Source organism: Promicromonospora noduliphila (genome assembly GCF_056951025.1).
In genome coordinates this window covers 1,070,812-1,096,246 of sequence record NZ_CM167806.1, presented here as the reverse complement: position 1 = coordinate 1,096,246, position 25,435 = coordinate 1,070,812, and the positions used below count along the sequence as shown (strand labels likewise).

Here is a 25,435-nt window from a genome sequence, read left to right as displayed (position 1 = left end):
AGCCGGGCCGTAGGCTGACCAGCGTGAGCGCCAGCACCAGGGTTTTTGTCGCACGCCTGGCAGGCACCGTGGTCTTCGACCCCATCGGGGACCAGGTGGGCCGGGTTCGTGATGTCGTCGTGCTGGTCCGGGCGAAGGGTGCACCACGGGCGGTCGGCCTGGTGGTGGAGGTCCCGGGCCGGCGCCGCGTCTTTCTTCCCCTCACCCGCGTGACGAGCATCGACCAGGGCCAGGTGATCAGCACCGGCCTGGTGAACCTGAGGCGGTTCGAGCAGCGGGCCATGGAGTCGGTGGTGCTGGGCGAGTTGCTGGACCGGCGTGTCCAGCTCAAGGACGGCTCGGGGGAGGTCACCATCGAGGACGTCTCGATCGCGCAGCAGCGCACCGGCGACTGGCTGGTCGACCAGCTCTTCGTGCGGCGCCGTGCGGCGCGGGGGTCCGCCCCGTTCCGCCGCGGCTCCACGCTGACGGTCCCGGTCGACGCCGTCCTTGACCTGACGGCGCGGTCCGCCGAACAGGGCGCCGCCCGTCTGCTGGAGGCGTACGAGGACATGCGCGCGGCCGACCTCGCGGACGTGATCCGCGACCTGGGCACGGCGCGGCGGCTGGAGATCGCCGGCGCGCTGAACGACGAACGCCTGGCCGACGTGCTGGAGGAGCTCCCGGAGGACGACCAGGTGTCGATCCTGTCCGGCCTGGAGGTGGGCCGTGCGGCCGACGTGCTGGAGGTCATGGAGCCCGACGACGCCGCCGACCTGCTGAACGAGCTGCCCGACGAGCAGGCGGCTCAGCTTCTGAACCTCATGGAGCCGGAGGAGGCGGCCGACGTCCGGCGGCTGCTGGAGTACGCGGAGGACACCGCGGGTGGCCTGATGACCACCGAGCCGGTGATCCTCGGCGCGGACGACACGATAGCCACCGCCCTGGCCCAGATCCGGCGGGCCGAGCTGCCCCCGGCGCTGGCCTCCATGGTCTTCGTGGTGCGGCCGCCGCTGGAGACGCCGACGGGGCGGTTCCTCGGCGTCGCGCACTTCCAGCGGCTGCTGCGGGAACCCCCGCACGCCGCCGTCGCCTCCGTGCTGGACACGGACACGGAGTGGCTGCCCCACGAGGCGTCGGTGGGCAAGGTGACGCGTCTGCTCGCGGCCTACGACCTGCTGGCGCTGCCCGTGCTCGACAACGCGCGCCGGCTGCTGGGCGTGGTCACCGTCGACGACGTGCTGGACCACATCCTCCCGGACGACTGGCGCGACAGCGACGACGACCGCCTCGAGACGGTGGCCCAGTCGGCGCCCCCGGCGCGTGGGTCCGCCCGGAAGGAGGCGACCCGTGGCTGACCGCCTGGACACCCCGCTCGCGCAGCGCCGCAGCCTGATCCCGCGGATCCGAGTGGACGAGGACGCCGTCGGGAAGGCCACGGAGGCGATCGCCCGGTTCCTCGGCACGCCCCGGTTCCTCATCTATCTCACGGTGTTCTGCATGGTCTGGCTGGCCTGGAACTCGTGGGGGCCGGAGGCCCTGCGGTTCGACAGCGCCGCCAACGGGTTCACGGCGCTCACCCTGATGCTGTCGCTGCAGGCGAGCTACGCCGCGCCCCTGATCCTGCTGGCGCAGAACCGGCAGGACGACCGCGACCGCGTCACGGCGGAGCAGGACCGGCAGCGCGGCGAGCGCAACCTCGCCGACACGGAGTACCTGGCGCGCGAGATGGCGGCGCTGCGGCTGGCCTTGTCGGAGGTCGCGACGCGCGACTTCGTGCGCTCGGAGATCCGCAACCTCCTGGAGGAGCTGGACGAGAAGGACCGCGGCAGAGCGGGCGGCGCGCAGCAGTCGGAGCGCACGCCTTCCGACGTCTCGGACTCGCACAGGTAAAGCTCTCGCTCAGGCCGACCCTGCTCAACGCGTCAACGGTTCCGCTTGCACTGCCAGTCGGGGCGCCGTCCAATAACATCACCCACTCTTTGGGAGCCTTCGTCGCCTTTGCCCGTTACGTTGGCCGCAATCGTCGGCGTCCTAGTGACGCCGTCCTGGAGCAACGGGAGGGACATCATGGTGACAAGCAGGCCCCCTGGCCTGATCGGCGGCGCCAAGAGCAATCTTGCGACCGTCGTAGCACTCACGACGGCGACAACGTTGGCGCTCGGAACCCTGGTCAGCGTGCCGTTGGCGACAGCCGCGGAAGGAGATCAGGAGGCCGAGCAGCCTGTAGCGTTCACCGTGAACCTGCCGGATGGCTCCTTTGCCCCGGCGACCACAGAAGTCCTGGTGCACGCGTGGCCGTCGCCCGAGTTCGACCAGCAGCTCGTTGACGGCGACAAGTTCGAGCTGCATGTCGTGGACGCCGTGACCTCGGTCAGCGGAGGGGTGATCTCGGTCCATACATCGGTCGACACGATTCCGTCGGACTATGTAAGCACGACCGGTGCAGTCGACTTCGAGATCCAGGTCATCAATCGGCCCGAGGGCCTGACGAGGATGACCGCGCTCACCGCGCGCTCTGTGACGACAGGCCTCGGCGAGACCTGGATCGACGCCAGCTACACCGCCGAGGACCTGGCAGAGCTGGGTCCTTCTGTTGTGTCCACGCCCTCGGTCGATCTGGTCGAGGCCGTCGAACCCTCTGACGAGTGTGAGGGCGTTGAGACCCCCACGGACGATTGCGTACCCGAGAGCTCTCTCGATGATGGTGACGCCGGCCAACTCGCCACGAGCTGCATCGTATGGGGCGGGGAAGGCACGCTCGTCGGCTCAAGAAACTTCTGGGCGAAGGTCGCAGCGACCTACACTATAAAAGACGATCCTTACAACTCCAAGGCCCGCATGGTGTACGAGAATTCGAGCGAACATCACATAACCGCCGGTATCGCCGCATCCGTCGAAGGCGTCAGCTATTCACGAACTGGCACCAAGACAGTGACATCGCAATGGGCCAAAGAGTTCCTGTGGAACAATGACTATCGATCCTACCGAGTCGAAGTCCGGTATGGCCGATATGAAATGCCGTACGTTCGACACGAAAGAGAGCCCGACGGGCATTGCGGCCCATGGGTCGAAGAATTCGGAACGGGCACGAGGGTACGGCCACGATTCGAGACAGGTGGAACCAATTCCATTAGTATCGACCGACCAAAGGCCTACGAAAGGTGTGCGCCGCAAGATCCTGGACCATGGCATCGAACACTCTCTAGTGGACACGCTTACGAAAATGGCGGCGGAGTGATCATTAAGGATATGGTTGGGATCAACCTCCAGTCAAAGAGCCAGTACGCGACCTTTAAGCGCCTGGAATATGACATCGGTGGAAATGGTAAGGCACTGTGCGGGAGGGAGGATTTCCCCGCGCTTGCCGGCAAGATGATGCTGCGATACCAGAACTAGCTGACCTGGCAGAGGCGGCAGAGGTGGAGACGCCCGTCGTCTCCACCTCTGCACGTCCGCCCTTTCGCCGATCGGGGAACATGAATAGATCAACCTTCACATATGCCATCAGCATATTCAGTGTCACCATCTGCCTCATGGGCTGCACAACGGCGACCCCGGCTCTTGAACCGCACCCTGATGACCTACAGCATCCGCTGTCAGTCTATCCAGGTTCTGGATTAAGTGGCCTGGCGCAGCCGGACGAGGCTAAGCGCGGGAATACGTGGCACGGCATGTTCGGCAGCTTCATGCCCTGCGTCGCCCAGGGCGATGGCCCAATCGAGATCACGGGAGTCGACTGGTCGAGCACACCAGGCCTGGAACCGATTTCGGTTGACGTGTACACCCGGACCTTCACCGTTGAGAAAGGGAGCCCTATTGGCCGGCTCTACGGCACGCCGGAGAAGCCGTCTCGGCGGAGCGTGGCGCCCTTCGACCAGAAGTTCGTAAGCATGTCTGTCGATAGACCCTGCCGCAAGGAAGGCGATCCACCCCTCAGCGGCCGCTTCGACGAAATAGTCTTCAGCGTGGAAGGGAACCCCTCCGGCGCGCACCTGAAGGACGTGCGGTTCACCTACACGACCCCGGACGGGAAAGAGCACATCGTCGAGAACGACTGGGACTTCTACCTGTGCGGTCCCGCAGTGCCGGAAGACACCGGTTGCCGTTGATCGGGCGGAGCCGTGACGTGTTCGAGCGCCGTCACGGCTCCACGTCGTCGTGGAGGACCACCCGCGACAGCTCGTAGCCGCCGCCCGGCAGCTTCCAGTAGTGCAGCCTCCGGGCCGACGGCGTGTTGACCTGCAGCGCCACCCGCCAGCACACGGCGCCGTCGTCGCGCTGCCGGACCGGGTCGTCGCCACCCGCGCCCGTGCGCAGGCGGTGCACCTGCAGGCCGTTCATCTCGGGCGCCAGCCCGGTCAGCACCATGACCAGCGTCCAGACCACGCGGTCGCGGCTCACGCCCTCGACGTCGGTCAGGGAGGCCAGGAACCGGGGGCCCAGGACGTAGTCGGCGAGCGGACGCCCGGCCTTCTCCGCGGCGGGGATCGCCCTGGCCCATTCGGCCAGCACCTCGAACCTGAGCTGTTCCTCGTCGTCGACGAAGTACCGCTCCTCGGGCAGCTCGACCTCCGCCTCGCCCAGCGCGCGGCGGAGCCGGGCGGCCTCCTGGCGCGCCTTGCGCAGCGCGGTGCCCTGGTGCTCGGCGCGGCGCTCGCTGCGGTCGAGCCGTTCGGTGAGCTCGCCGACGCGCCCCACCAGCCGGTCGACCTCCAGCTCGACCTGGCGGCGTTTGACCTTGTCGTCGAGCAGGGCCTTCTCCAGCGCCGCCACCTTGGCCTTCGCGGCGTCCAGGGACAGGCTGAGGTCGCGGGCCGCCTTGCCGGCGAGCTCGGCCGGTGCCTTGCCGCCGGGCTCCGACGCCGCTTCGGTCGGGGCAGGCGCGCCGAGCGAGTCGGGTCCACCCGCGCGCCAGGCCGCCACGTCTCCCGGCGTCGGCGTCCGCTGGCCGGCGGGAGGCATCGGCCCCGGTCCGACGGCGGCGCTCACCCCGGGCGAACGGGTCGCCTCGCGCTCCTGGCCGGGTTCCGTGCTCTCGCGGCCGGGCGCTGCGGCCGCCGTCGAGCCCGCTGGGCGCACGCCGAACAGGTCCGCGGGCGTGGGCGGAGCGGCCGGCTCCCCGAACTTGGCCGACGGTGCACGGGCAGGCGTGGTCGCCGGCACGCCGTCGGGCTCCACCGACGGCGCTCGGCCATGCTCGGCCCGGACCTGCCCGAGCGCGACCAGCGATGCGGCATCCCCCGGCCTGATCAGCGGCGCCTCCTCCGGCGGCAGCTCGGGCGGCGGCTCGAGCCACGGCGGCCCGCCGTCGAGCAGCGCGATGGCGGGGACTGCCTCGTCCGCCGACTCGTCGACGTCGTCCAGCCGCAGCGCGAGGCCGCCGAGCGGTGCGGGCATCCGGCGGGCCGCGACCACCTCGCCCTGGGTGAAGAGGTCGGTCAGCAGGTCCTGGTCGTTGCCGGTGATCTCCGGGCGGCGGACCCGCACGCGGACGCCGGGCGCCAGGGCGATGAGCACGGCGTCGTCCGCGACGTCCTCGACCCGGCCGAGGACCACCTGGCCCACGCGGTAGGCGACGTCGACCGCCCGGCGCAACGTGTCGGCGTCGGGCAGCATGCCGCGGATGTCGAGGAGGCGGCGCGCCGGGTCGAGCAGGCCCGTCACCCGCATGCCCGGCGCGAGCACGCGCGCCAGCGGGACGGAGGAGAAGACGAGCTCCTCCGCGATCGTCGCCTGACCGCCGTCGTCGGTGCTGACCAGGGCGCGCGTGCCGAGCACGCCCAGCACCTTCCCTTCGACGGTCGGGGCGTCGGGGGCGGACGGCGCCGCGCCCACGAGCCCCGCGCGCACCGCGAACCGCATGACATCGCCGACCAGGCGGTCGCGCACGCGCGCGTCCTCCTCCGCGGAGTAGGCGAAGTGCAGCGGCGAACGCCGCGGCTGGTGCACCCACTCCAGGTCGGTGCCGTAGACGCGGGAGGCGCCGCCGTAGACCTGGGTGTCCGGCGGCATGCCCGACGAGAACGCCCACGACACGTCGCCCGTCGGGATGACGACGACCTCGGCGAGCCCGGCGACGTCGTCGAGCACCCGCTGCGGGTCCACGAACGGGGCGTCGTGCCCGGCGGGGGTCGAGATGACCACCACCGGCCAGCCGCGGCCCTGCCGCTGCAGCATGGCTGCCAGCTCGCGCGCCTGGTCCTCGGAGGCGACACGCCGAACTCGCGCTGGCACGCGTGACTCGGTCATGAGGGCCTCCCCACCCTTGGTGGTGACGCAGCGTACCGTCCCCAACTGACGGTCACTGCAACTGACCGTCACCGTAAGGACCAGACCTCGATCCGGGAACCCCTGGACCGCGGCCATAGGATCGAGGTATGAGCCCTGTCGACTCCCCCACGCTCGAGGCGCGCGTCCGTGACGCGCTGGCCGGCGTGCTCGACCCCGAGATCCGGCGCCCCATCACCGACCTGGGCATGGTCCGGTCGGTGTCCATCGACGGCGCGGCGGCCGACGGCGCCCGGGTGACCGTCGGCGTCGACCTCACCGTCGCGGGCTGTCCCATGAAGTCGACGCTGGTCAAGGACGTGACGGCGGCCGCGACGGCTGTCGCCGGGGTGGCGGGGGTCGACGTCGACCTGGGCGTCATGACGCCGGAGCAGCGCGCGTCCCTGCGGTCGAAGCTGCGCGGCGGCGCGGGCGACCCGGTCATCCCGTTCTCCCAGCCGGGGTCGCTGACCAAGGTGTTCGCGGTCGCCTCGGGCAAGGGCGGCGTGGGCAAGTCGTCGGTGACGGCGAACCTCGCGGTGGCGCTGGCCGCCGACGGCCTGTCGGTGGGCGTGATCGACGCGGACATCTACGGCTTCTCGATCCCGCGGATGCTGGGCGTGGACCGGCAGCCGACGCGCGTGGACAACATGCTGCTGCCGCCGATCGCGCACGGGGTCAAGGTGGTCTCGATCGGCATGTTCGTGCCGCAGGGCCAGCCGGTGGTCTGGCGCGGGCCGATGCTGCACCGCGCGCTGGAGCAGTTCCTCGCCGACGTGTTCTGGGGCGACCTGGACGTGCTGCTCCTCGACCTGCCGCCCGGCACCGGCGACATCGCCATCTCGGTGGCGCAGCTCCTGCCGTCGTCCGAGATCCTGGTGGTGACGACGCCGCAGGCGGCGGCCGCCGAGGTCGCCGAGCGCGCCGGGTCGGTGGCGACCCAGACGTCGCAGGGCGTGGTGGGCGTTGTCGAGAACATGTCGTGGCTGGAGCAGCCCGACGGCACCCGGCTGCCGATCTTCGGCGAGGGCGGCGGCGCGAAGGTGTCGGCCCGGCTCACCGAGGTGGTCGGCAAGGACGTGCCGCTGCTCGGCCAGGTGCCGCTCGACGTCGCCGTCCGCGAGGGCGGGGACGCCGGGACGCCGGTGGTCCTGACGGCGCCCGACTCGCCGGGGGCGAAGGTGCTGCGCGAGGTCGCGGCGTCCCTGACCAGCCGCAAGCGCGGGCTCGCGGGGATGCAGCTCGGGATCAGCCCAGTCTGACTCGGCGCCGTGGCCGGTAGGTCACCTTGGACCAACGCCGGAACAGCGGCGGTGCTGCGGAGGGTGGGCGTGTCAGGCGGTGTTCGGGGCGGCGGCGTCAGGGATGGTGAAGTCAGGCGAGGTGGGTCCAGGAGAGGTCGGCCCTGTGGGTCCTTCGGGACGCTCGACGGCCTGGTCTCGGTCTCTGGCTCGGTCGAGTCTGATTCGGCCGGTAGGCGATGGTGCCCCGGTCTCGTCGCGTGTGGCAGCCGATGCTGTACCGGCTGCGTGGGATGCGTCCGTTGCGGGGTCCGTTCATGCCGACGGCCGGGGTCCAGCCGGGGACCGTCGGGGCGGTATCCCTGGTTGGGTCCTCGGTCGGAACAGTGTTCTGGGGCGGTCGGGTGGCGTTCCGAGCCGGTGGCGTGCCGGGGTCACGGAGCAGACCGGTGCGACGGCCTGGGGCCGTGCCACCAGCCCTGACTTGTTCCGTGTCGCCGGTCCGGCCCTGTGTCGTGCCGTCGCTCCCGAGCAGTGGCGCGTCACCCGTCCTGCCCGGTTCCGTGTGACCGGTCCTGACCGGTGCCGGTGGTGTGGGCGCGATGAAGGCATACGTGTGCCCCGTCGGGGTGATCGTCTCGACCGCGTGCCGGCCCTCAACCTGAGTAGCCTTCTGCGACCAGCCGGGTGCCTGTTTGGCATGGTTGCACCGGGCACACAGGCCCTGCCCGTTGTCCAGGCTCGTCACCCCGCCCTGCGCGTGCGGGGTGATGTGGTCCAAGTGCCGCACCGGGGCATCACACCACGGGGTGGCACAGATCCCCTGCTCGCGGGCGCGCAACAACGCTGCCAAGCCTTGTGGGTGGAACCGTGACGTGGAGGTCGTGGCCAGCAGGCGACCACGGGGGTCGACGTAGATCGACCGCAACCACACCGCATCCGCATCGATCCCGTGAGCGACCAGGTTCCGGGCCACCGGGGCCGGAACGGTGCCCGCACCCGCCGCAGCGCCCTCCACCACCACACCCGGCTGGTCACCACCCGCGAGGAGGGTCTGGTCGGAGACCAGCAGGTTGATCGTGACCGGCACCCCGTCCGCCTGTCCGGGCTGGCGTCCGGTGACGCGTTCGATCAACGTGTCGGCCATGATCTGCCCGGTCCCCCGCTCATCCCCGGTGGCCTTGGTGGCCTCGGCGTGGGCCTTCAACTGGGCGTAAGCCTGGATGCCTTGCTGCATCGGCACCAGAGCGGTCAGGTACACCATCAGATCCGGGGCCGGACGCACCGACACCCGCCGCTCCCCCACGGCCTTGGCGTGCCGGTTCACGCACGCCTGCACATCGAGTTGTGCCGCCAGTTCCTTGACCCGCGCAACCAGGCGCTTGGTGCCCATCCGGGCCAGTGCCGCCAGGTTCGCGGGGCCGCAGACCTGCTCGTCGATCTGGGCGCGGTGCTCGACCGACAGGTGCGAGGTCTCCCGCACCAGCAGCGTGGCACGCCACTGCGAGAGCACACCCGCCCGCAACGCCTCGAACGTGTGCGGCATACCGGTGACCCATACCCGGGCCGTGCTCAGAAACGAGGCGCCGGCGTGCGGGCTGCACCGCAGAGCCGCGCCGACCTGATTGGGCACACCACGACCACGCCGCTCCGCCCGGATGCCCTGCCAAGCTTCCTCGGACTTCGTGGCCTCATCGAGCGCGACGGCCAACCGCGCCTGGGTAGCGGTCACCGCGTTCTTCACCGCCTCCAGCTCACCCAACAGGTCCACCCACTGAGCCTGCACGTCCCGCGACACCACGGGACCCATGGAAGCAGTGGAAGCAGTGTCCGGCACGCCGTCAGCGCCCATGTCAGAGGCACCCGGCAGAATCAGACCGGCCAACCGCTCACGCATCACGCGCACATCCGCCACATCAACGACATTGGCGACCGTAGGAAGCCTTGTGCCGCTCCGGGGCAGCACCGGCTGAGCGGGCGGGTCGCCTGCCCTAGTGGATGCCTCACCGGTTCGCGTCATGACACCAATCTATCGCACACACGTTCGTACAGCTCACTCAACTGACCCCCATCTGCCCACAGCAGAACGGCGCCGGGCGAGGCGCCGCAGTGCGAGCCTGGCCAGGGCCGCAGTGCGAGCAGGGATGGCTCAACCACGGGTTTCCCGACCCAACACCGGACGCGGATCAACATCGGCGACGGCCGGCATCGGACGACAGCCAGGCACCATTCGCCCCGCAGAAGATTCGCCACCAGCAGATATCAAGACAACTCCCTGGCACCCACCGTCCCGATGCGGTTCGGTGGGCACCATGCGAATCCTGGTTCTCGGTGGAACGGTCTTCCTGTCCCGCGCTGTTGCGGAGACCGCGGTGGCCCGCGGGCACGACGTCACCTGCGCGGCGCGCGGCGTGAGCGGCACGGTGCCCGACGGCGCCACGCTCGTCCGCTGGGACCGCGCCGAGCCCGTCCCGGCGGAGCTGGAGGGCGCCGGGTTCGACGCCGTCGTCGACGTCTCCCGCATCCCGTCGCACGTACGCAGCGCCGTGGCCGCCTTCCCGGACGCCCACTGGACGTTCGTGTCGACCGTGAACGTCTACGCCGACACGGCCACCATCGGCGGCACCCCCGCGACGCTCCCCCTGCTGGACCCGATCGAGACCGACGAGGACCCGCTCGCGAGCCCCGATACCTACGGCGCCATGAAGGTGGCCTGCGAGAACACGGTCCGGTCCGGCACCGCGGCGGCGCTCGTGATCCGGCCGGGCCTCATCGTCGGGCCCGGTGACCCGAGCGGCCGGTTCACCTACTGGCCCGCCCGGTTCGCGCAGGCGGCGGAGGACGGCCTGCCCGTCCTGGTCCCCGAACCGGTCGACGACCGGGTCCAGCTCGTCGACGTCCGCGACCTCGCGGAGTGGATGGTGACCGCGGCCGAGCAGGGCACCACGGGCGACTTCGACGCCGTCAGCCCGCCGTTGTCCCGGTCGGAGCTGCTCGCCCAGGTGGCCGACGGCGCGGAGAGCGACCCCGAGCTGGTCGCCGTCGCCCCCGAGGTGCTTGCCGAGCACGAGGTCGCACAGTGGTCGGGGCCCCGGTCGATCCCGCTCTGGATCAACGACCCGGCCGACGCCGGCTTCCTGACGCACGATGTCACGTCCTCGCTGGCGGCGGGTCTGACGATCCGGCCGTTCGCGGAGACGGCCCGCGACACCCTCGCATGGCTCCGCGCCACACCCGACGCCAAGGTCACGGGGCTGACCCGTGACGAGGAGCAGGAGGTGCTCGCCGCCGTCCGAGAGTGAGCGCAGCCCGCCGTCCGGACACGCCCGCCCACGAGTCTCGCTGCCTGACCGGCTGTCAGCCGACCCAGCCCGACGGGCAATAATCGTTTCCGTGACCATCATCAACTGGCTCGATGCCTGGACCACCGAAGACGGTGCGCACCGGGTCGACGAGCTCTTCACCCGTTCGTTCGACGGCGCCCCCACGGGCGTCTGGTCCGCCCCCGGGCGGGTCAACCTCATCGGCGAGCACACCGACTACAACGCAGGGCTCTGCCTCCCGACGGCGCTGCCGCACCGCACCTACATCGCGCTGCGGCCGCGCGAGGACGACCTGGTCCGGCTGGTGTCGGCACAGGCAGAGGGTGTGTGGGAGGCGCGCCTGTCCGACGTCGCGCCCGGCGCGGTGGACGGCTGGGGCGCCTACGTCGCCGGCGTCGCCTGGGCCCTGACCGAGGCGGGCCACAAGGCGAGCGGGTTCGACGCCGCCGTCGACTCGTGCGTGCCGTTCGGGGCCGGGCTGAGCTCGTCGGCAGCGCTGGAGGCCGCCGTCGCGGTGGCGCTCGACGCGGTGGCGGACCTCGGCCTCGGCGCGTCCGACGCCGGACTCGCCGAGCTCGTGGACGCCTGCCGCCGCGCCGAGAACGAGATAGCCGGCGCGCCCACGGGCGGCCTCGACCAGTCGGCGTCGCTGCGCTGCCGCGAGGGCCACGCGCTGCTGCTCGACTTCCGGCCAGGGCTCAAGCCGCTGGAGTCGGGGGTGCCCGTACCGTTCGACCTGGCCACCGCGGGGCTGACCCTGCTGGTCGTGGACACGAAGGCCGAGCACTCGCACGTCTCGGGCGAGTACCGGGATCGCCGCGAGGCCTGCGAGCGTGCGGCGGAGCTGCTGGGCCTGGACTCGCTGCGCGACATCGCGCCGACCCTCGGCGGCATGGGCATCGACCGCGCGCTGGGCGCGCTCGAACCGCACGATCCCGACGGCGTCCTGCGCCGCCGGGTCCGGCACGTGGTGTCCGAGATCGACCGCACCGCGCGGTTCGCCGACCTGGTCCGGGAGGGCCGCGTGGCCGACGTCGGCCCGTTCATGCTCGCCTCGCACGCGTCGATGCGCGACGACTACGAGATCTCCTGCCGCGAGCTCGACCTGGTCGTGGATACGGCTATGGCGGCCGGCGCGCTGGGCGCCCGCATGACGGGCGGCGGGTTCGGCGGCAGCGCCATCGCGCTGGTCCGCCTGTCCGACGTCGACACGGTGGCCCAGGCGGTGGCGGACGCCTTCGCCGACGCCGGCCTGACGGCGCCCGCGTTCCTGCTGGCCCCGCCGTCGGCCCCAGCCGCCTGACCGGTTCGCCGCGTTGAGCGCGGGACGCCTGCGGGTTCAGGCGGTCCCGACCCGCGAATGTCCCGCGCTCAACAAGGCGAGCGGTCAGAGCTCATAAGTGGCAACGACTGGGGCGTGGTCGCTCCAGCGCTCCGCGTAGGTGGGCGCGCGGTCGACCTCGACCTTGCGGCACGCACCCGCGAGGGCCCGGTTCGCGAGCTGGTAGTCGATGCGCCAGCCGGAGTCGTTGTCGAACGCCGCACCTCGCCACGACCACCAGGTGTACGGGCCAGGACCGTCCCCGGCGTGGACTCGCCCGAGGTCCGTCCACCCGTGCTCGTCGAGCCACCGCGTCACGTAGGCACGCTCCTCGGGCAGGAACCCGGCGCTCTTCAGGTTGCCCTTCCAGTTCTTGATGTCGACGTTCTGGTGGGCGATGTTGAGGTCTCCCGCGACCACGGCCGGCGCCTCCACCACGGAGAGCTCGGCCAGGCGCGCCGTCACCTTCTTCAGGTAGGCGTACTTGGCCACCATCGTGTGCTCCTCGCCTGGCTTGGTCGACCCGGAGTGCAGGTAGGCGGAGACGGCGGTGAACGTGCCGCCGCCGGGCAGCTCGACGTCGGCCTCTATCCATCTGCCGGTGTCGGGACCTGCCTCGACGTCGCCGTCCGGCCCGTGGGCCACGAGGCCCGTGCGCACCGCGCCGATCGGCAGCCGGGACGCGACGAGCACCCCCGCCCGCCCCTTGACCTCGCTCTCCGCGTGCGCGACGTGCCAGCCGTCGAGCAGCTCGCGGGCGACCTTGTCGGGCGCGCGCACCTCCTGCAGCAGCAGCACGTCCGGCGTCCGGGTGGCGATCCAGGCGTCCATGCCGCGGCGGACGGCGGCGCGGATCCCGTTGACATTGGCGGTGGCGACGATCAGGGGCACCCGGGAAGCCTAACGGCCACCCCTGACAGTCCGCCCCGCCCCCGCCCGGTCACGCCCCGTCGTGCGCCGCCTGCAGCGCCGCGACGTCGATCTTGCCCATCTTGAGCATCGCGCTCATCGTGGCGATCTCGGCCGGCGTCGAGTACGTGCCGCAGAGGTCCTCCAGCTCCTTGGGCACGACCTGCCAGGACACCCCGAACTTGTCCTTGCACCAGCCGCACGGGCCCGGCGCGCCACCGTCGGCGGTGAGGAGGTCCCAGTAGTGGTCCACCTCCTCCTGGCCTTCGACCCGGAGGTAGAACGAGAACGCGTCGTCGAGCGTGAAGGCCGGCCCGGCGCTGAGCCCGATCACGGGCTGGCCCGCCACCGTGAACTCGACGACGAAGTCGGCACCCGGTTCGACGCCCGGCACGCCCTCGGGCGCCTTCTGCACGGTGTCGACGGACGAGCCGGGGATGTGCTCCGCGTAGAACGCGGCCGCCTCGGCGGCCTTGTTGTTGCCGAACCAGAGGTGCGGGCGGACGGTGACCATGATGTACCTCCTTGAGCTGGTGGGGCCCCCGTCGGCCCCGTCCCCCCAGTTCGACCGGGCTACCGGCGGAAAATCATCGGACGGCGCCTGTCGGACGACCATGCAGTTGCTGCCAAGAACCGGGGGCTGCTGGCAGCAACTGCATGGTGAACGAGAGTCAGTAGCCGGCGAGCGCCCGCTCCGCCGACTCCACGACGTTCGCCAGCAGCATCGCCCGGGTCATCGGGCCGACGCCGCCCGGGTTGGGCGACACCCAGCCCGCGGCCTCTGCCGCCTCGGGCGAGACGTCGCCCACCACGCGCGACTTGCCCGTGGCCGGGTCGGTCTCGCGGGAGACGCCGACGTCGATCAGCACGGCGCCCGGCTTCACCATCTCGCCGGTCACGATGCCCTTGACGCCCGCGGCGGCCACGACGACGTCGGCCCGCCGGACCAGCGCGGCGAGGTCCTGGGTGCCGGTGTGCGTCAGGGTGACCGTCGCGTTCACCGCGCGCCGCGTCAGCAGCAGGCCGATCGGGCGGCCCACGGTGACGCCACGGCCCAGCACCACGATCTCCTTGCCCGCGAGCTTGATGCCGTGCCGCTCCACGAGCTCGATGATCCCGCGCGGCGTGCAGGGCAGCGAGGACGTGATCTCCTCGTTGACCCGCAGCACCAGCCGCCCCAGGTTCGTGGGGTGCAGGCCGTCGGCGTCCTTGTCGGGGTCGACGAGCTCCAGCACGCGGTTGGTGTCGATGCCCTTGGGCAGCGGGAGCTGGACGATGTACCCGGTGCAGGCCGGGTCGTCGTTCAGCCGGCGTACCGCCGCCTCGATGTCCTCCTGCGTGGCGTCGGCCGGGAGGTCCTCCCGGATCGACGCGATGCCGACCTCGGCGCAGTCGCGGTGCTTGCCCGCCACGTACCACTGCGAGCCCGGGTCGTCGCCCACCAGGAGCGTGCCGAGGCCGGGGACGACGCCGCGCTCGCGCAGCGCCGTGACCCGGTCCTTCAGCTCCGCCTTGATCGCCCCGGCGGTCGCCTTCCCATCCAAAATCTGTGCGCTCATGCGTACCTCCCTCGGCGAGTGCTGGGCATGCGTGCTCGACACACAGCCCGGCACCCGACGGATCTAGTCAGAGACCTGGGTAGAGGGGGAACTCGGCCGTCAGCTTCGCCACGCGCGCCGAGAGGGCGTCGATGTCGGTCGCGGCGCCGTTCTTCAGGGCCGTGGCGATGATGTCGGCGACCTCCGTGAACTCGGCGTCGCCGAACCCGCGCGTGGCGAGCGCCGGGGTGCCGATGCGCAGGCCCGAGGTGACGCGCGGCGGACGCGGGTCGAACGGGACGGCGTTGCGGTTCACGGTGATCCCGGCGTCGTGCAGAAGGTCCTCTGCCTGCTGGCCGTCGAGCTGCGAGTTGCGCAGGTCCACCAGCACCAGGTGCACGTCGGTGCCGCCGGTCAGCACGGACACGCCCGCGGCCGCGACGTCCGGCTCGGACAGCCGCGACGCGATGATCTGCGCGCCGCGCACCGTACGCTCCTGGCGCTCCTTGAAGGCGTCTGTCGCCGCGACCTTGAACGCCACGGCCTTGGCGGCGATCACGTGCATGAGCGGGCCGCCCTGCTGACCCGGGAAGACGGCGGAGTCGATCTTCTTGGCGAACTCCTCCTTGGCGAGGATGAAGCCGGAGCGCGGCCCGCCGATCGTCTTGTGCACGGTCGAGGAGACGACGTCGGCGTGCGGTACCGGCGACGGGTGCAGCCCCGCCGCGACGAGCCCGGCGAAGTGCGCCATGTCGACCCACAGCTTGGCGCCCACCTCGTCGGCCACCTCGCGGAACGCGGCGAAGTCGAGGTGCCGCGGGTAGGCGGACCAGCCCGCGATGATGACGTCGGGGCGGTGCTCCAGCGCCTTCTTGCGCACCTCGTCCATCTCGATGCGGTGCGACTGCGGGTCCACGCCGTAGGCGCCGACGTCGTACAGCTTGCCGCTGAAGTTGATCTTCATGCCGTGCGTGAGGTGGCCGCCGTGGGCCAGCTCCAGGCCGAGGATCTTGTCGCCCGCGTTGATCAGGGCGTGCAGCACCGCGGCGTTGGCCTGGGCGCCGGAGTGCGGCTGGACGTTGGCGTGCTCGGCGCCGAACAGGTCCTTGGCGCGGGTGATCGCGAGGTTCTCCGCGATGTCCACCTGCTCGCAGCCACCGTAGTACCGGCGGCCCGGGTAGCCCTCTGCGTACTTGTTGGTCAGGACCGAGCCCTGGGCCTCCAGCACGGCGCGCGGCACGAAGTTCTCGGACGCGATCATCTCGAGCGTGTCGCGCTGGCGGGCGAGTTCACCGGTCAGGACGGCGGCGATCTCGGGGTCGAGCTCGGCGAGCGGGGTGGCGAGCGGGTCGGGAGTCGATGCGCTCATAGCTCCTCGATTCATGCGGGACGGGGAATTGTCGGTGACCCAGGGCCCAGGCGAACGACCCGTCGTCGGCATGACTCGTCGCTCCCCGGTGGTGATCCACCTGACGCCAGTTGCGACCCGACGATCGTAGCAGCGGCCGTAGGAGCCGGTGCCCGGGCACCCGGAAACCCTTGCCCGCACGGCCGGTATCGGTGTCCTTATACACCATCAGGCCCGGAATTGCAGCGAAAGTACCTGAGACCCTTTCCCTCTTCACCCCTACGTCGCTAATGTGCCGCACATGCCATCCCCCGTGTCACCGGACGCAGGCGTTCCGGAACACCAGCCAGACCCGTACCGCCAGAACCGCCGGCCGCAGAGCGGCGCACAGCCGCGCCAGGCGCCGAACGGTCCACCGCCGCACGGCGGCCGCCCGCAGTCGGGGCAGTTCCCGGCGGGCCAGCCTCTGCCGGGTCGGCAGCCCGGGCAGTTCGGATCGGGTCAGCCTCTGCCGGGTCGGCAGCCCGGCCAGTTCGGCGCCCGGCCCCAGTCCGGCCAGCTCCCGACGCGCGGCGACGACGGCGCCGCCCCCGACCGCAAGGACAAGAGCAAGAGCTCCGGGAGGGACCGGATCTGGTCCGTCGTCGCGTTCCTCGTCGCCGCGGGCGTGATCACGGCTGTCGCGTTCTACTTCTTCGGCCCCGACGGCGGCGAGGACACCGGCGCGACCTGGGCCGTCGACTCGTGCGCTGGACCGGATGCGGCGAGCGAGGGCGCCGACCCGGCCACGGCGACCTACCGCCCGCTGGCGTGCGACGATCCCGGCGCGACGGTCACGATCCTCGACATCCAGGACGCCGTGTCGGTGGCACAGATGCACTGCCCGGCCGGCACCGACGTCGTCTTCCAGAAGGACGGCCAGGCCGGCGGCAACACGCAGGCGGTCTGCGCGCGCAACCTGTCCGACGACCACCCGGGGGACCCGGGGATGGGCGGCGGCCAGCTCATGGCGGACGACTGCGTGGACGAGGCCGGAGCCGAGGTCCCCTGCGCGTCGGGCGGCGCGCGGAAGGTCGTCGCGCTCATCCTCGAGGCGAACGACTGCCCTGAAGGGACAAGGGACCAGCTCGACCTGGGCTTCGACGCGGAGCGCAGCTACGAGACGATCTGCCTCGGCGACTGAGCAGCCCCGCCCGCACCGTCACCTACCGCTCATCCCGCTGAAACCGGCCGTCACCGGACATTGGCTAGATTTGCGGCATGGCACGACTGCACCAGACCGTCTTCGACAGAAACATCCCGGCCAGGTCGGTTGTCGATCATGCGTTGGCAGGGACGCGTCAAGCGGTGCTCTGGCAGGACGACCTGGGCGAGCCCGTCGGGTATCCGGCCCTGTCGGCGCCGGTCCGGGCCGACATCGCGGTGGTCGGCGGCGGGTACACCGGTCTGTGGTCGGCGCTCCGGGCGAAGCAGCGGCACCCCGGCGCGCGCGTGGTGCTGGTCGAGGCGAGGTCGGTCGGCTGGGCCGCGTCGGGCCGGAACAGCGGGTTCTGCGCAGCCTCCCTCGGGCACGGCCGCGCCACCGGCCGCGGCCGTCGGCCCGACGAGCTCGACGTCCTGACCCGCCTCGGCCACGAGAACCTGGCGGCCATGGAGGCCGCGGTGGGCAGCCTCGGCCTGGACTGCGCGTGGGAGCGCACCGGCGTCGTCGACCTGGCCGTCGAGCCGCACCAGATCGACTGGCTGCAGGACGCGGCGCGCGACGCCGCCCGTTCCGGCGTCCCGCACACCTTCCTCGACCGGGCCAAGCTGCGGGCCGAGATCGCGAGCCCCACCTACGAGGCGGGCCTGGCCCGCCCCGACGACGCCGCGCTGGTGCACCCGGCGCGGCTGGCCGCCGAGCTGGCCCGCTGTGCGAGCGAGCTCGGCGTCGAGATCTTCGAGCGCACGCGGGTGACCCGCCTGGTCCCGCCGGCCCGGAAGGCTGGTGGCGACGTCGTCCTGCGGACCGCCTCGCCGGCGGGCGAGGCGACCGTGCGGGCGGACCGTGTGCTGCTCGGGACCAGCGTGTTCCCGTCCCTGCTGCGCCGCTACCGCCGGCACACCGTGCCCGTCTACGAGTACCTGGTCGCCACGGAGCCGCTGTCCGCCGGACTGCTGGGGGCGATCGGCTGGCGCGGGCGGCAGGGGCTGACCGACCTGGCGAACCAGTCCCACACCTACCGGCTGACGGCCGACGACCGGATCGTGTTCGGCGGGTACGACGCCGTCCACCCCTCCGGCGGCCGCGTGGACGGGACGTACGAGGACCGGCCCGAGACCTTCCGCCGGCTGGCCGAGCACCTGCTGACGACATTCCCGCAGCTCGAGGGCATCCGCCTCACGCACAAGTGGTCCGGCGCGGCCGACCTGTCCACCCGGCCCGGCCCGTTCTTCGGGCAGGGCGCCGGCGGGCGGGTGCAGTACGCGGCGGGGTTCGCCAGGCACGGCACCGCCGCCGCACACTTCGCTGCACAGGTCATGCTGGACCGGTTCGACGTGCTCGACGGCTGCCCCGACACCGAGCGCACCGCGCTCCGGATGGTGCGGCAGGTGCCCCCGCCCTTCCCGCCGGAACCGATCGCGGCGGCCGGGATCCGGACCGCCCGGTGGTCCCTGGACCGGGCGGACCACCAGCGCGGACGGCGCAACACGCTGCTCCGCTCGCTCGATGCGTTTGGCGTGGGCCTCGATTCCTGATTTGCTGCTCCGACCGACGTCGAAGGAGCACGCAGTGGCCAGACCCCCGATCCCGGAGCACCTCGTCAAGGTCCTCGAGCGACCGAACCGAGCGGTCATGGCGACCCTCCGGTCCGACGGCGCACCGGTCTCCGTGGCCACCTGGTACCTGTACGACGGCGGCCGGGTGCTGCTGAACGTCGACGGCACCCGCAAGCGCCTCGACCACCTGCGCGCCGACCCGCGCGTCTCGCTCACGGTGCTCGACGGCGACAACTGGTACCGGCACATCAGCCTCCAGGGGCGCGTGACGATCACGCCCGACGAGGGCCTGGCCGGGATCGACCGGCTCTCCGTCCACTACGGCGGCAACCCGTACCCGAACCGGGTGCGCCCCCGGTTCAACGCGTGGCTGGAGATCGAGTCCTACCACGCCTGGGGCTACGGAGCCGACTAACCCTCCCGCGGCACGTTCTGGGCACCCGCGGCGCCCAGAACCCGGCGCAGGTAGGTGTACGTGAGGTCGCCGGCGGCCTTGTCGTACTGCTCCTCGTAGCCGTGCTTGGTGTACATCGTGAGGTTCTGCTTGGAGTCCTTGCCGGTGAAGGCCCAGATCTCCGTGGTCTGCTCAGGCAGGAACGGCAGCACCGCGAACAGCATCTCCGTACCGATGCCGCGGCCCTGCTTGTCCGGGGCCACCGCGAGGCGGCCGAGCGTGGCCTTCTCGCCCTCGATCTCCACGCGCACCGAGCCGATCATCCGCGTACCTTCCCACGCGCCGATCGTCACCACGTCCTCCCGCGCCAGGTCCTCGCGCAGCTCCGCGAGGGTCTGGGTGAGCGGCGGGATGTGCGGGTCGTCGTACAGCTGGGCCTCTGTGACGAACGCGGCGCGCCGCAGCGTGAGGAGCTCGCCCGCGTGGTCGTCCTCGACCAGGGCGATCGTCGTGGTGGAGTTGCTCATGGCCCCATCGTCTCAGAGGTGACGCGCCCAGGTCGACGGCGCCCACCGCTCGAACGACTGTCAGTGGTCCGGCGTAGGTTGAGGGCATGGCGAACGAGAGGGCCCGCTGGCCGGACGGACCCGACGTGCGGGTCGAGGTGCGCTCCGCCGTCGGGCGGTACGACGACTTCTACGAGGTGGTCGGGGTCAAGAAGCCGGGCGGCAACGGCTGCTGGTGCATGGCCTACCGGGACAGCCGCGTCCCGGTCGAGGAGGCGCCGGGCTACATGCAGAACCTCTGCGCCAGCGAGCCCGGCCCGGGGGTGCTGGCCTACGTGAACGACGTCGTGGCCGGCTGGTGCTCGATAGCGCCCCGGTCCACCTACCGGCGGCTGATGAACTCGCGCACCATCCCGTTCGTCGACGAGCGGGACGCCTGGGTGGCGGTGTGCTTCGTGGTCCGTGCGGGCTTCCGGAAGCGGGGGCTCATGCACCACCTCCTGGCCGGCGCGGTGGAGCACGCGCGGGCGCACGGGGCCGAGGTGGTCGAGGGCTACCCGGCGGACGTCGGCGCGGACCGCGTCGACGTGATCAGCGGTTACGTGGGCACGGTGCGCCTGTTCGAGCAGGCCGGCTTCGAGCGCGCGGCGGAGACCTCCGGCGTCAGCGGGGGCCGACGGCGCTGGGTGATGCGGCGCGAGCTCGGACAGGGCGAGCCCTCTGCCGCGGCGGCGGGTTAGCCTGACCGCGTGAACGACGCGACCGCAGCCACCCACTGGATCCTCACCCTGTCCTGCCCGGACCGGCCGGGAATCGTGCACGCGGTCGCGGGAATGCTCGCGGAGCACGGCGGAAACATCACGGAGTCGCAGCAGTTCGGCGATCCGGCGTCGGGCCTGTTCTTCATGCGGGTGCAGGTCGAGTCGACGGTGTCCCGCGACGAGCTCACCCTGGCGATGACGCAGGTGGCGAGCCGCTTCGACATGACGTGGACGCTCGACGTCGTCGGCCGGCGCATCCGCACGCTGGTCATGGTGTCCAAGGCCGCGCACTGCCTCGTGGACCTGCTGTACCGGGAGCGGTCGCAGCGCATGCCCATCGACGTCGTGGGCGTGGTGGGCAACCACCGAGACCTGGAGGACATCGCCACGTTCTACGGCAAGCCGTTCCACCACGTGCCCGTCACCAAGGACACCAAGGCGGAGGCGGAGGCGGCGCTGCGCGGCCTGGTCAAGGAGACCGACGCCGAGCTGGTGGTGCTGGCCCGGTACATGCAGATCCTCTCCGACGAGCTGTGCCGCGACCTGAGCGGGCAGATCATCAACATCCACCACTCGTTCCTGCCCTCGTTCAAGGGCGCGGGGCCCTACCGGCAGGCCCACGACCGCGGCGTGAAGATCATCGGCGCCACGTCCCACTATGTGACCGGTGACCTCGACGAGGGGCCGATCATCGAGCAAGACGTCGAGCGCGTGGACCACTCCCGCACGGTCGAGGACCTGGTCGGCATCGGCGAGGACGTCGAGCGGCGCACCCTGGCGCGGGCGGTGCGGTGGCACGCCGAGCGCCGGGTGCTGCTCGACGGCCGCCGCACGGTGGTGTTCCGCTGACGGCGCGGGTGGCCCGAGCGTAGACAAGCGCGAAGCCCGAGACGCGACCGTCCGGAAGGCTCTCGGGCTAGCTTCTTGGGGCTACTGCCCGTCCCTTTCCCAGGATAGTCCGTCATGCTGTGCCTACCAGGGCGTTACAGCCGTTGCGTATATGCAACAGGCGCTTGCCGAGCGACGGATGCTTTGGTGTATGAAGATTGCGGAATGCGCTCTGAGCCACGGTCCCCCGACGTCGACGATTTCCATCTCCATGCATGGGTCGACGAGTCGATCCGGGCTACGCGAGACGGCTCGGATGGGACGTATCTCATGGCAGCGGCCATCGCCGACCCGTCCGCGTGCGACGAGGTACGCGATGACCTGCGTGCGGTTACGGAGAAGGGGGCCGAGCGATTGCACTGGCGTCACGAGACTCGGGAACGTCAAGCCAAGGTTGCGGCGACCATCGGTAACCACGACGTCGTCAATCTCGTCGTCGTCGGAACGCCCTTGGATGCCCGGCGACAAGAGCGGGCACGCCGAATCTGCACTGAACGTCTCTTGTACGAGCTCGACAATCTGGGTGTCGCGCAGGTCTGGCTCGAAGCCCGGCACCCTGCTCTCAATGAGCGCGACCTACGCCTCGTCAAAGCTCTGCGCGGTAAGCGTTCGATCAGCTCGTCGATCCGAATCGAGTTCGCCCGTCCGAAGGACGAGCCGATGCTGTGGATCCCTGACGCGGTCGCAGGTGCGGTCAACGGTGCCCAGTCGGGCCGTGCCAACGTCCTCGCTGACATGGGCCGGATCGACGTCATCAACATCGAACTGCCGTAGAAATGCGCGATGCCGGGCTCCTGACGTCCATCAGGGGGTCCCGGCTTCACTTCCGACACTCCACGCGGGAGGCGGCTGACACAAGGTTACCTCGCCTTCGTCCAGTCACGCGAGCGGTCGTGTCCACTCCCGCAGGGTCCTAGCTCCGGCGGTAGGAGAGGTCCGCTTCCATCACGGTGTTGCGCATGCTCCCGTGGCCGTTCTCGTGCATGACCGCGTGATGGAAGCGGACCTCTCACCCGGGCCGAGGACGCCGTCAGCCCTTGACCGCGCCCGCCAGGGCGAACGCCGAGCCCGAGATCCGGCTGACCAGCACGTACAGCCCGAGCACCGGCGCGGCGTAGAGCAGCGAGTACGCGGCGAGCTGCCCGTACGCGACCGACCCGTACTGCCCGAAGAACGCGAAGATGCTCACGGCCGCCGGCTGCTTCTCCGGGGAGAGCAGCAGCACGAACGGGACGAAGAAGTTCCCCCACGCCTGCACGAACACGAAGATGAACACCACGGCGATCCCCGGCCGCATGAGCGGCAGCACCACGAGGCGCAGCGCCTGCATGGCCGAGGCGCCCTCGGTCCACGCCGCCTCCTCCAGGGACACCGGAACGGAGTCCATGAAGTTCTTGGTCATCCAGATCGCCATGGGCAGCGACGTCGCCGCCATGAAGAAGACGGTCCCCGGCAGCGAGTCCAGCAGGTTGAGCTGCACGAACAGCGCGTACACCGGGACCATGATCGCCGTGATCGGCAGGCAGGTGCCGAACAGCACCGTGTACAGGAAGTACTTGCCGAACCGCATGCGGTACCGCGACAGCGGGTAGGCCGCCAGCACGGCCACGACCACCGTGATGGCGCCCGACCCCGCCGACAGCACGAACGCGTTCCACAGCGGCAGCCACGTGAGCTCCGGCGTCAGGATCGCCGAGAAGTTCGCCGTGGTCACGGCGTCGGGCAGACCGAAGGAGAGCGTGGCCTCCGCGTCGAACGACGCGACCACCACCCACGCCATCGGGAGCAGGAAGCACACGGCGATCACCAGCAGGACCAGGTTGGCCGCCACCTTGGTCGCCCGGGCGCGCGGCCCGGCCAGCGGGCCGACCGCCACGCCGCCGCCGGTCTTCGTCGCGGCGGGCTGGGTCATCGTGCCGGCCATCAGTCCACCTCCGGTCGGAGCGCGCGGATGTAGATCACGGAGAAGATCCCGCCCACGACGATCATCACCGTGGCGATGGCGGTGCCGTAGCCGACCTGCGCGAACTTGAACGCCTCCTGGTAGGCCAGGATCGGCAGCGTGGAGCTGTCCGTGCCGGGCCCGCCGCCGGTCATCACGTAGATCAGCGTGAACACCGAGAGGGTCTGCAGCGTGGTGAGCATGAGGTTGGTCGAGATGCTGCGCCGGATGACCGGCAGGGTCACCCAGGCCAGCCGCTGCATCCCGTTCGCGCCGTCGAGCTGCGCGGCCTCGGTGAGCTCGGGCGGCACCTCCGCGAGCGCGGCCGAGTAGACCATCATCGAGAAGGCGGTGCCGCGCCAGATGTTGGCGACCACCACGGCGAGCATCGGGGTGGCGTACAGCCAGTCGGGCCCGGCCACCCCCAGCCCGCCGAGCAGGGTGTTCAGCGTGCCCTCGGAGTGGAAGAACGCGTACGCGGCGAAGGCGGCGACGATCTCGGGCAGCACCCAGGCCGCGACCACGACGGTCGAGGCGATCGACCGCACGGGCCGCACCGCCGAGCGGAGCAGCCCGGCCAGCGCGAGGCCGAGCACGTTCTGGCCGACGACGGCGGACAGGAACACGAACACGACGGTGAGCCACAGCGACTTGGGGAAGTCGGGGTCGCCGATCAGCGCGACGTAGTTGTCGAACCCGATCCACTCCGGGTTCAGCGCGGTGGGTCCGGTGAGCGCCGTGTTGGTGAAGGAGCCGTAGAACGACCACACCACCGGGCCCACCATGAACAGCACGAGCAGGACGACGGCGGGCGCGAGCGGTACCGCTCGCGCCACGCCGCGGGACGTGACGGCCATGTACTCAGCCCTGGACGGTGTTCTCTTCGCCGACGATGCCGGCTACCGCTTCGTCGTAGACGGCCGCGGCCTCCTCCGGTGTCTGCTGCCCGGTCATGACGGACTCCATCGCGACCATGATCTCGTTGGACACCTTGGGGTAGTCCGAGGTCGCCGGCCGGAAGTTGGTCACGTCGACCAGGTCGGTGAAGAACTCGGTGGTCGGGTTGGACGCGGTGTACTCGGGGTCCTCCGCGACGTCTGTGCGCACCGCGATCTGGCTGTTCGCGACGTCGAACCACAGGGAGTTCTCCCGGTTCAGCGCCATGGAGATGAACTCGAACGCGGCGTCCGGGTTCTCGGAGCCCGCGCCCATGGCGAGGGTCCAGCCGCCCGACATGCTCACGGCACCCGGGTCCTGACCGTCCTGCGTGGGCATGGGCGCAGTGCCCATCTCCTCGGACCACTCGGGCCAGGGCGCGACGCCCGACTCGAGCCAGTTGCCCGCGACCCACGAGCCGTCCAGCGCGATGCCGACCTTGCCCTCCGGCAGCCACTCGGCCTGCACCGTGTTACCTATGTTGGTGTCGAGCGCCTGCTGCGGCGTGGGCGCGAGACCCTCGGAGAACACGGTCTCGATGAACCCGAGGGCGTCGACGAAGCCCTGCGAGCCGAGCACCCACTTGCCGTCCTCGTAGAGGGTGTCGCCCGTGCCGTACAGGAGCATCTCGAAGCCCTGCATCACCGCGGCCTCGCCCTGCGGCTTGCCCGAGTAGATGTTGAACGGCACGACATCGGGGTCCGACTCCTTGATGGCCCTTGCCGCCTCCAGCAGCTCGTCCCACGACGCCGGCGCCCAGTCCTCGGGCAGGCCGGCGCCTGCGAGCACCTCCTTGTTGAACCAGAGGCCGCGGGTGTCGGTGCCCATGGGGACGCCGTAGGTCTTGCCGTCGTCGCCGAGCCCCGCCTCCCGGGCGGCGTCGCCGAACTGCTCCCAGTCCTCCCACTCCGCGAGGTAGTCGTCGAGCGGCTGCAGGTAGCCGGCCTCGACGTCGGACTTGATCATGAACGTGTCCTCGTACATGACGTCCGGCGCGGTGCTGGGCGACCGGTTCATCAGGGCGAGCTTGGTGAAGTAGTCGTTCTGCTGTGCCTCGATCGGCACCAGCTCCACCGTGGTGCCGGGGTTGGCCTCCTCGAAGTCGGCCTTGACGTCCTTGAACAGGGTGTCGGCCTGCGTGAAGTTGCCGAACTTCTGGTAGGCGACGGTGATCGTGGAGGCGTCGGACTCGCCCCCGCCGGAACCACAGGCGCCGAGCGAGACGGCGAGTGCCGCCGCGGTGACGGGTGCGATGAGGAATCGTGCCGTGCGCATGAAGCTCCCTTGCGTCGTGCGAAGGCCGGCTACGCCGCCGGACC

General features: G+C 70.8%; 23 protein-coding genes and 1 riboswitch. Of the genes, 13 read left to right on the top strand and 10 right to left on the bottom strand.

Going from position 1 to position 25,435, the window contains the following annotated elements:
* The first annotated feature begins 23 nt into the window (after positions 1-23).
* From AC0QU1_RS04745 to AC0QU1_RS04730, 4 genes are all read left to right on the top strand, one after another.
* Positions 24-1,337, top strand: coding sequence for a magnesium transporter MgtE N-terminal domain-containing protein (locus AC0QU1_RS04745; protein ID WP_483574754.1), 1,314 nt, complete (start codon positions 24-26; stop codon positions 1,335-1,337).
* Positions 1,330-1,872 carry a DUF1003 domain-containing protein gene (locus AC0QU1_RS04740; RefSeq protein ID WP_483574752.1) on the top strand — a complete coding sequence of 181 codons (543 nt, stop codon included), beginning with the start codon at positions 1,330-1,332 and terminating at the stop codon, positions 1,870-1,872. The genes AC0QU1_RS04745 and AC0QU1_RS04740 overlap by 8 nt, the downstream gene beginning before the upstream one ends.
* 177 nt (positions 1,873-2,049) lie before the next feature.
* On the top strand, positions 2,050-3,378 hold the full coding sequence (locus AC0QU1_RS04735; RefSeq protein WP_483574750.1) for a hypothetical protein: 1,329 nt from the start codon (positions 2,050-2,052) through the stop codon (positions 3,376-3,378).
* A 137-nt stretch (positions 3,379-3,515) separates the two neighbouring features.
* A complete protein-coding gene (locus tag AC0QU1_RS04730; protein WP_483616388.1) occupies positions 3,516-4,091 on the top strand; it encodes a hypothetical protein in 576 nt (191 codons plus the stop codon).
* Positions 4,092-4,122: 31 nt separating this feature from the next.
* On the opposite strand, the gene AC0QU1_RS04725 is transcribed toward AC0QU1_RS04730, so the two are convergent.
* Complete coding sequence (locus AC0QU1_RS04725; RefSeq protein ID WP_483574747.1) at positions 4,123-6,231, bottom strand: S1 domain-containing protein; 2,109 nt, start codon at positions 6,229-6,231, stop codon at positions 4,123-4,125.
* A gap of 128 nt (positions 6,232-6,359) precedes the next feature.
* Between AC0QU1_RS04725 and AC0QU1_RS04720 the strand changes: the two genes are divergently transcribed.
* Positions 6,360-7,511 carry an Mrp/NBP35 family ATP-binding protein gene (locus AC0QU1_RS04720; RefSeq protein WP_483574746.1) on the top strand — a complete coding sequence of 384 codons (1,152 nt, stop codon included), beginning with the start codon at positions 6,360-6,362 and terminating at the stop codon, positions 7,509-7,511.
* Positions 7,512-7,623: 112 nt separating this feature from the next.
* Here the strand turns inward: AC0QU1_RS04720 and AC0QU1_RS04715 are convergent, their stop codons facing one another.
* Complete coding sequence (locus AC0QU1_RS04715) at positions 7,624-9,387, bottom strand: HNH endonuclease (RefSeq protein WP_483576627.1); 1,764 nt, start codon at positions 9,385-9,387, stop codon at positions 7,624-7,626.
* Between the two features lie 415 nt (positions 9,388-9,802).
* Between AC0QU1_RS04715 and AC0QU1_RS04710 the strand changes: the two genes are divergently transcribed.
* Both AC0QU1_RS04710 and galK read left to right on the top strand, forming a co-directional pair.
* Positions 9,803-10,792 carry an NAD-dependent epimerase/dehydratase family protein gene (locus AC0QU1_RS04710; RefSeq protein ID WP_483574745.1) on the top strand — a complete coding sequence of 330 codons (990 nt, stop codon included), beginning with the start codon at positions 9,803-9,805 and terminating at the stop codon, positions 10,790-10,792.
* Positions 10,793-10,883: 91 nt separating this feature from the next.
* The gene (gene galK, locus AC0QU1_RS04705; RefSeq protein WP_483574744.1) at positions 10,884-12,116 is read left to right on the top strand and encodes a galactokinase; all 1,233 of its coding nucleotides are present in this window, start codon (positions 10,884-10,886) and stop codon (positions 12,114-12,116) included.
* Between the two features lie 84 nt (positions 12,117-12,200).
* Here galK and AC0QU1_RS04700 read toward each other — a convergent pair whose 3' ends face one another.
* The 4 genes from AC0QU1_RS04700 to glyA form a co-directional block, all read right to left on the bottom strand.
* Positions 12,201-13,025, bottom strand: a complete 825-nt coding sequence (locus AC0QU1_RS04700; RefSeq protein WP_483574743.1) for an exodeoxyribonuclease III — start codon at positions 13,023-13,025, stop codon at positions 12,201-12,203.
* A gap of 49 nt (positions 13,026-13,074) precedes the next feature.
* Positions 13,075-13,557: a VOC family protein gene (locus tag AC0QU1_RS04695; protein WP_483574742.1), complete on the bottom strand. Its 483-nt coding sequence runs from the start codon at positions 13,555-13,557 to the stop codon at positions 13,075-13,077.
* A 157-nt stretch (positions 13,558-13,714) separates the two neighbouring features.
* Positions 13,715-14,602, bottom strand: a complete 888-nt coding sequence (locus AC0QU1_RS04690) for a bifunctional methylenetetrahydrofolate dehydrogenase/methenyltetrahydrofolate cyclohydrolase (protein ID WP_483574740.1) — start codon at positions 14,600-14,602, stop codon at positions 13,715-13,717.
* A 67-nt stretch (positions 14,603-14,669) separates the two neighbouring features.
* Positions 14,670-15,950 carry a serine hydroxymethyltransferase gene (glyA, locus tag AC0QU1_RS04685; protein WP_483574738.1) on the bottom strand — a complete coding sequence of 427 codons (1,281 nt, stop codon included), beginning with the start codon at positions 15,948-15,950 and terminating at the stop codon, positions 14,670-14,672.
* A 37-nt stretch (positions 15,951-15,987) separates the two neighbouring features.
* Positions 15,988-16,074: riboswitch (ZMP/ZTP riboswitch) on the bottom strand.
* A 156-nt stretch (positions 16,075-16,230) separates the two neighbouring features.
* Between glyA and AC0QU1_RS04680 the strand changes: the two genes are divergently transcribed.
* From AC0QU1_RS04680 to AC0QU1_RS04670, 3 genes are all read left to right on the top strand, one after another.
* The gene (locus tag AC0QU1_RS04680; RefSeq protein WP_483574737.1) at positions 16,231-17,112 is read left to right on the top strand and encodes a hypothetical protein; all 882 of its coding nucleotides are present in this window, start codon (positions 16,231-16,233) and stop codon (positions 17,110-17,112) included.
* A gap of 77 nt (positions 17,113-17,189) precedes the next feature.
* A complete protein-coding gene (locus AC0QU1_RS04675) occupies positions 17,190-18,668 on the top strand; it encodes an NAD(P)/FAD-dependent oxidoreductase (RefSeq protein WP_483574736.1) in 1,479 nt (492 codons plus the stop codon).
* Positions 18,669-18,702: 34 nt separating this feature from the next.
* The gene (locus AC0QU1_RS04670) at positions 18,703-19,104 is read left to right on the top strand and encodes a PPOX class F420-dependent oxidoreductase (RefSeq protein WP_483574735.1); all 402 of its coding nucleotides are present in this window, start codon (positions 18,703-18,705) and stop codon (positions 19,102-19,104) included.
* Here AC0QU1_RS04670 and AC0QU1_RS04665 read toward each other — a convergent pair.
* A complete protein-coding gene (locus tag AC0QU1_RS04665) occupies positions 19,101-19,610 on the bottom strand; it encodes a GNAT family N-acetyltransferase (RefSeq protein ID WP_483574733.1) in 510 nt (169 codons plus the stop codon). The two genes, AC0QU1_RS04670 and AC0QU1_RS04665, sit on opposite strands and share 4 nt — an antisense overlap.
* A gap of 86 nt (positions 19,611-19,696) precedes the next feature.
* On the opposite strand from AC0QU1_RS04665, the gene AC0QU1_RS04660 reads away from it, so the two are divergent.
* The 3 genes from AC0QU1_RS04660 to AC0QU1_RS04650 all read left to right on the top strand — a co-directional run bounded on the left by AC0QU1_RS04660 (position 19,697) and on the right by AC0QU1_RS04650 (position 22,012).
* Positions 19,697-20,329: a GNAT family N-acetyltransferase gene (locus tag AC0QU1_RS04660; RefSeq protein WP_483574731.1), complete on the top strand. Its 633-nt coding sequence runs from the start codon at positions 19,697-19,699 to the stop codon at positions 20,327-20,329.
* Between the two features lie 9 nt (positions 20,330-20,338).
* On the top strand, positions 20,339-21,199 hold the full coding sequence (gene purU, locus AC0QU1_RS04655) for a formyltetrahydrofolate deformylase (protein WP_483574729.1): 861 nt from the start codon (positions 20,339-20,341) through the stop codon (positions 21,197-21,199).
* A 309-nt stretch (positions 21,200-21,508) separates the two neighbouring features.
* Entirely contained in the window at positions 21,509-22,012 is a 504-nt protein-coding gene (locus AC0QU1_RS04650; protein ID WP_483574727.1) for a hypothetical protein, read from the top strand.
* A gap of 256 nt (positions 22,013-22,268) precedes the next feature.
* Here the strand turns inward: AC0QU1_RS04650 and AC0QU1_RS04645 are convergent, their stop codons facing one another.
* The 3 genes from AC0QU1_RS04645 to AC0QU1_RS04635 are packed head-to-tail and all read right to left on the bottom strand — an operon-like array spanning position 22,269 to position 25,391.
* Positions 22,269-23,162: a carbohydrate ABC transporter permease gene (locus AC0QU1_RS04645; RefSeq protein ID WP_483574726.1), complete on the bottom strand. Its 894-nt coding sequence runs from the start codon at positions 23,160-23,162 to the stop codon at positions 22,269-22,271.
* Positions 23,162-24,037 carry a carbohydrate ABC transporter permease gene (locus AC0QU1_RS04640; protein ID WP_483574724.1) on the bottom strand — a complete coding sequence of 292 codons (876 nt, stop codon included), beginning with the start codon at positions 24,035-24,037 and terminating at the stop codon, positions 23,162-23,164. Before AC0QU1_RS04640 ends, AC0QU1_RS04645 begins: the two co-directional genes overlap by 1 nt.
* Positions 24,038-24,041: 4 nt before the next feature.
* Positions 24,042-25,391: an extracellular solute-binding protein gene (locus tag AC0QU1_RS04635; protein ID WP_483574723.1), complete on the bottom strand. Its 1,350-nt coding sequence runs from the start codon at positions 25,389-25,391 to the stop codon at positions 24,042-24,044.
* Positions 25,392-25,435 lie beyond the last annotated feature (44 nt).

What these genes read in the sequence shown, in the direction of transcription:
- AC0QU1_RS04735 (WP_483574750.1), top strand. Translation starts at nt 2,050, where the DNA reads ATGGTGACAAGCAGGCCCCCTGGCCTGATCGGCGGCGCCAAGAGCAAT.
- AC0QU1_RS04730 (WP_483616388.1), top strand. Translation starts at nt 3,516, where the DNA reads ATGGGCTGCACAACGGCGACCCCGGCTCTTGAACCGCACCCTGATGAC.
- AC0QU1_RS04725 (WP_483574747.1), bottom strand. Translation starts at nt 6,231, where the DNA reads ATGACCGAGTCACGCGTGCCAGCGCGAGTTCGGCGTGTCGCCTCCGAG.
- AC0QU1_RS04720 (WP_483574746.1), top strand. Translation starts at nt 6,360, where the DNA reads ATGAGCCCTGTCGACTCCCCCACGCTCGAGGCGCGCGTCCGTGACGCG.
- AC0QU1_RS04715 (WP_483576627.1), bottom strand. Translation starts at nt 9,387, where the DNA reads ATGCGTGAGCGGTTGGCCGGTCTGATTCTGCCGGGTGCCTCTGACATG.
- AC0QU1_RS04710 (WP_483574745.1), top strand. Translation starts at nt 9,803, where the DNA reads ATGCGAATCCTGGTTCTCGGTGGAACGGTCTTCCTGTCCCGCGCTGTT.
- AC0QU1_RS04695 (WP_483574742.1), bottom strand. Translation starts at nt 13,557, where the DNA reads ATGGTCACCGTCCGCCCGCACCTCTGGTTCGGCAACAACAAGGCCGCC.
- AC0QU1_RS04690 (WP_483574740.1), bottom strand. Translation starts at nt 14,602, where the DNA reads ATGAGCGCACAGATTTTGGATGGGAAGGCGACCGCCGGGGCGATCAAG.
- glyA (WP_483574738.1), bottom strand. Translation starts at nt 15,950, where the DNA reads ATGAGCGCATCGACTCCCGACCCGCTCGCCACCCCGCTCGCCGAGCTC.
- AC0QU1_RS04680 (WP_483574737.1), top strand. Translation starts at nt 16,231, where the DNA reads ATGCCATCCCCCGTGTCACCGGACGCAGGCGTTCCGGAACACCAGCCA.
- AC0QU1_RS04675 (WP_483574736.1), top strand. Translation starts at nt 17,190, where the DNA reads ATGGCACGACTGCACCAGACCGTCTTCGACAGAAACATCCCGGCCAGG.
- AC0QU1_RS04665 (WP_483574733.1), bottom strand. Translation starts at nt 19,610, where the DNA reads ATGAGCAACTCCACCACGACGATCGCCCTGGTCGAGGACGACCACGCG.
- AC0QU1_RS04660 (WP_483574731.1), top strand. Translation starts at nt 19,697, where the DNA reads ATGGCGAACGAGAGGGCCCGCTGGCCGGACGGACCCGACGTGCGGGTC.
- AC0QU1_RS04650 (WP_483574727.1), top strand. Translation starts at nt 21,509, where the DNA reads ATGGCAGCGGCCATCGCCGACCCGTCCGCGTGCGACGAGGTACGCGAT.
- AC0QU1_RS04645 (WP_483574726.1), bottom strand. Translation starts at nt 23,162, where the DNA reads ATGGCCGGCACGATGACCCAGCCCGCCGCGACGAAGACCGGCGGCGGC.
- AC0QU1_RS04640 (WP_483574724.1), bottom strand. Translation starts at nt 24,037, where the DNA reads ATGGCCGTCACGTCCCGCGGCGTGGCGCGAGCGGTACCGCTCGCGCCC.
- AC0QU1_RS04635 (WP_483574723.1), bottom strand. Translation starts at nt 25,391, where the DNA reads ATGCGCACGGCACGATTCCTCATCGCACCCGTCACCGCGGCGGCACTC.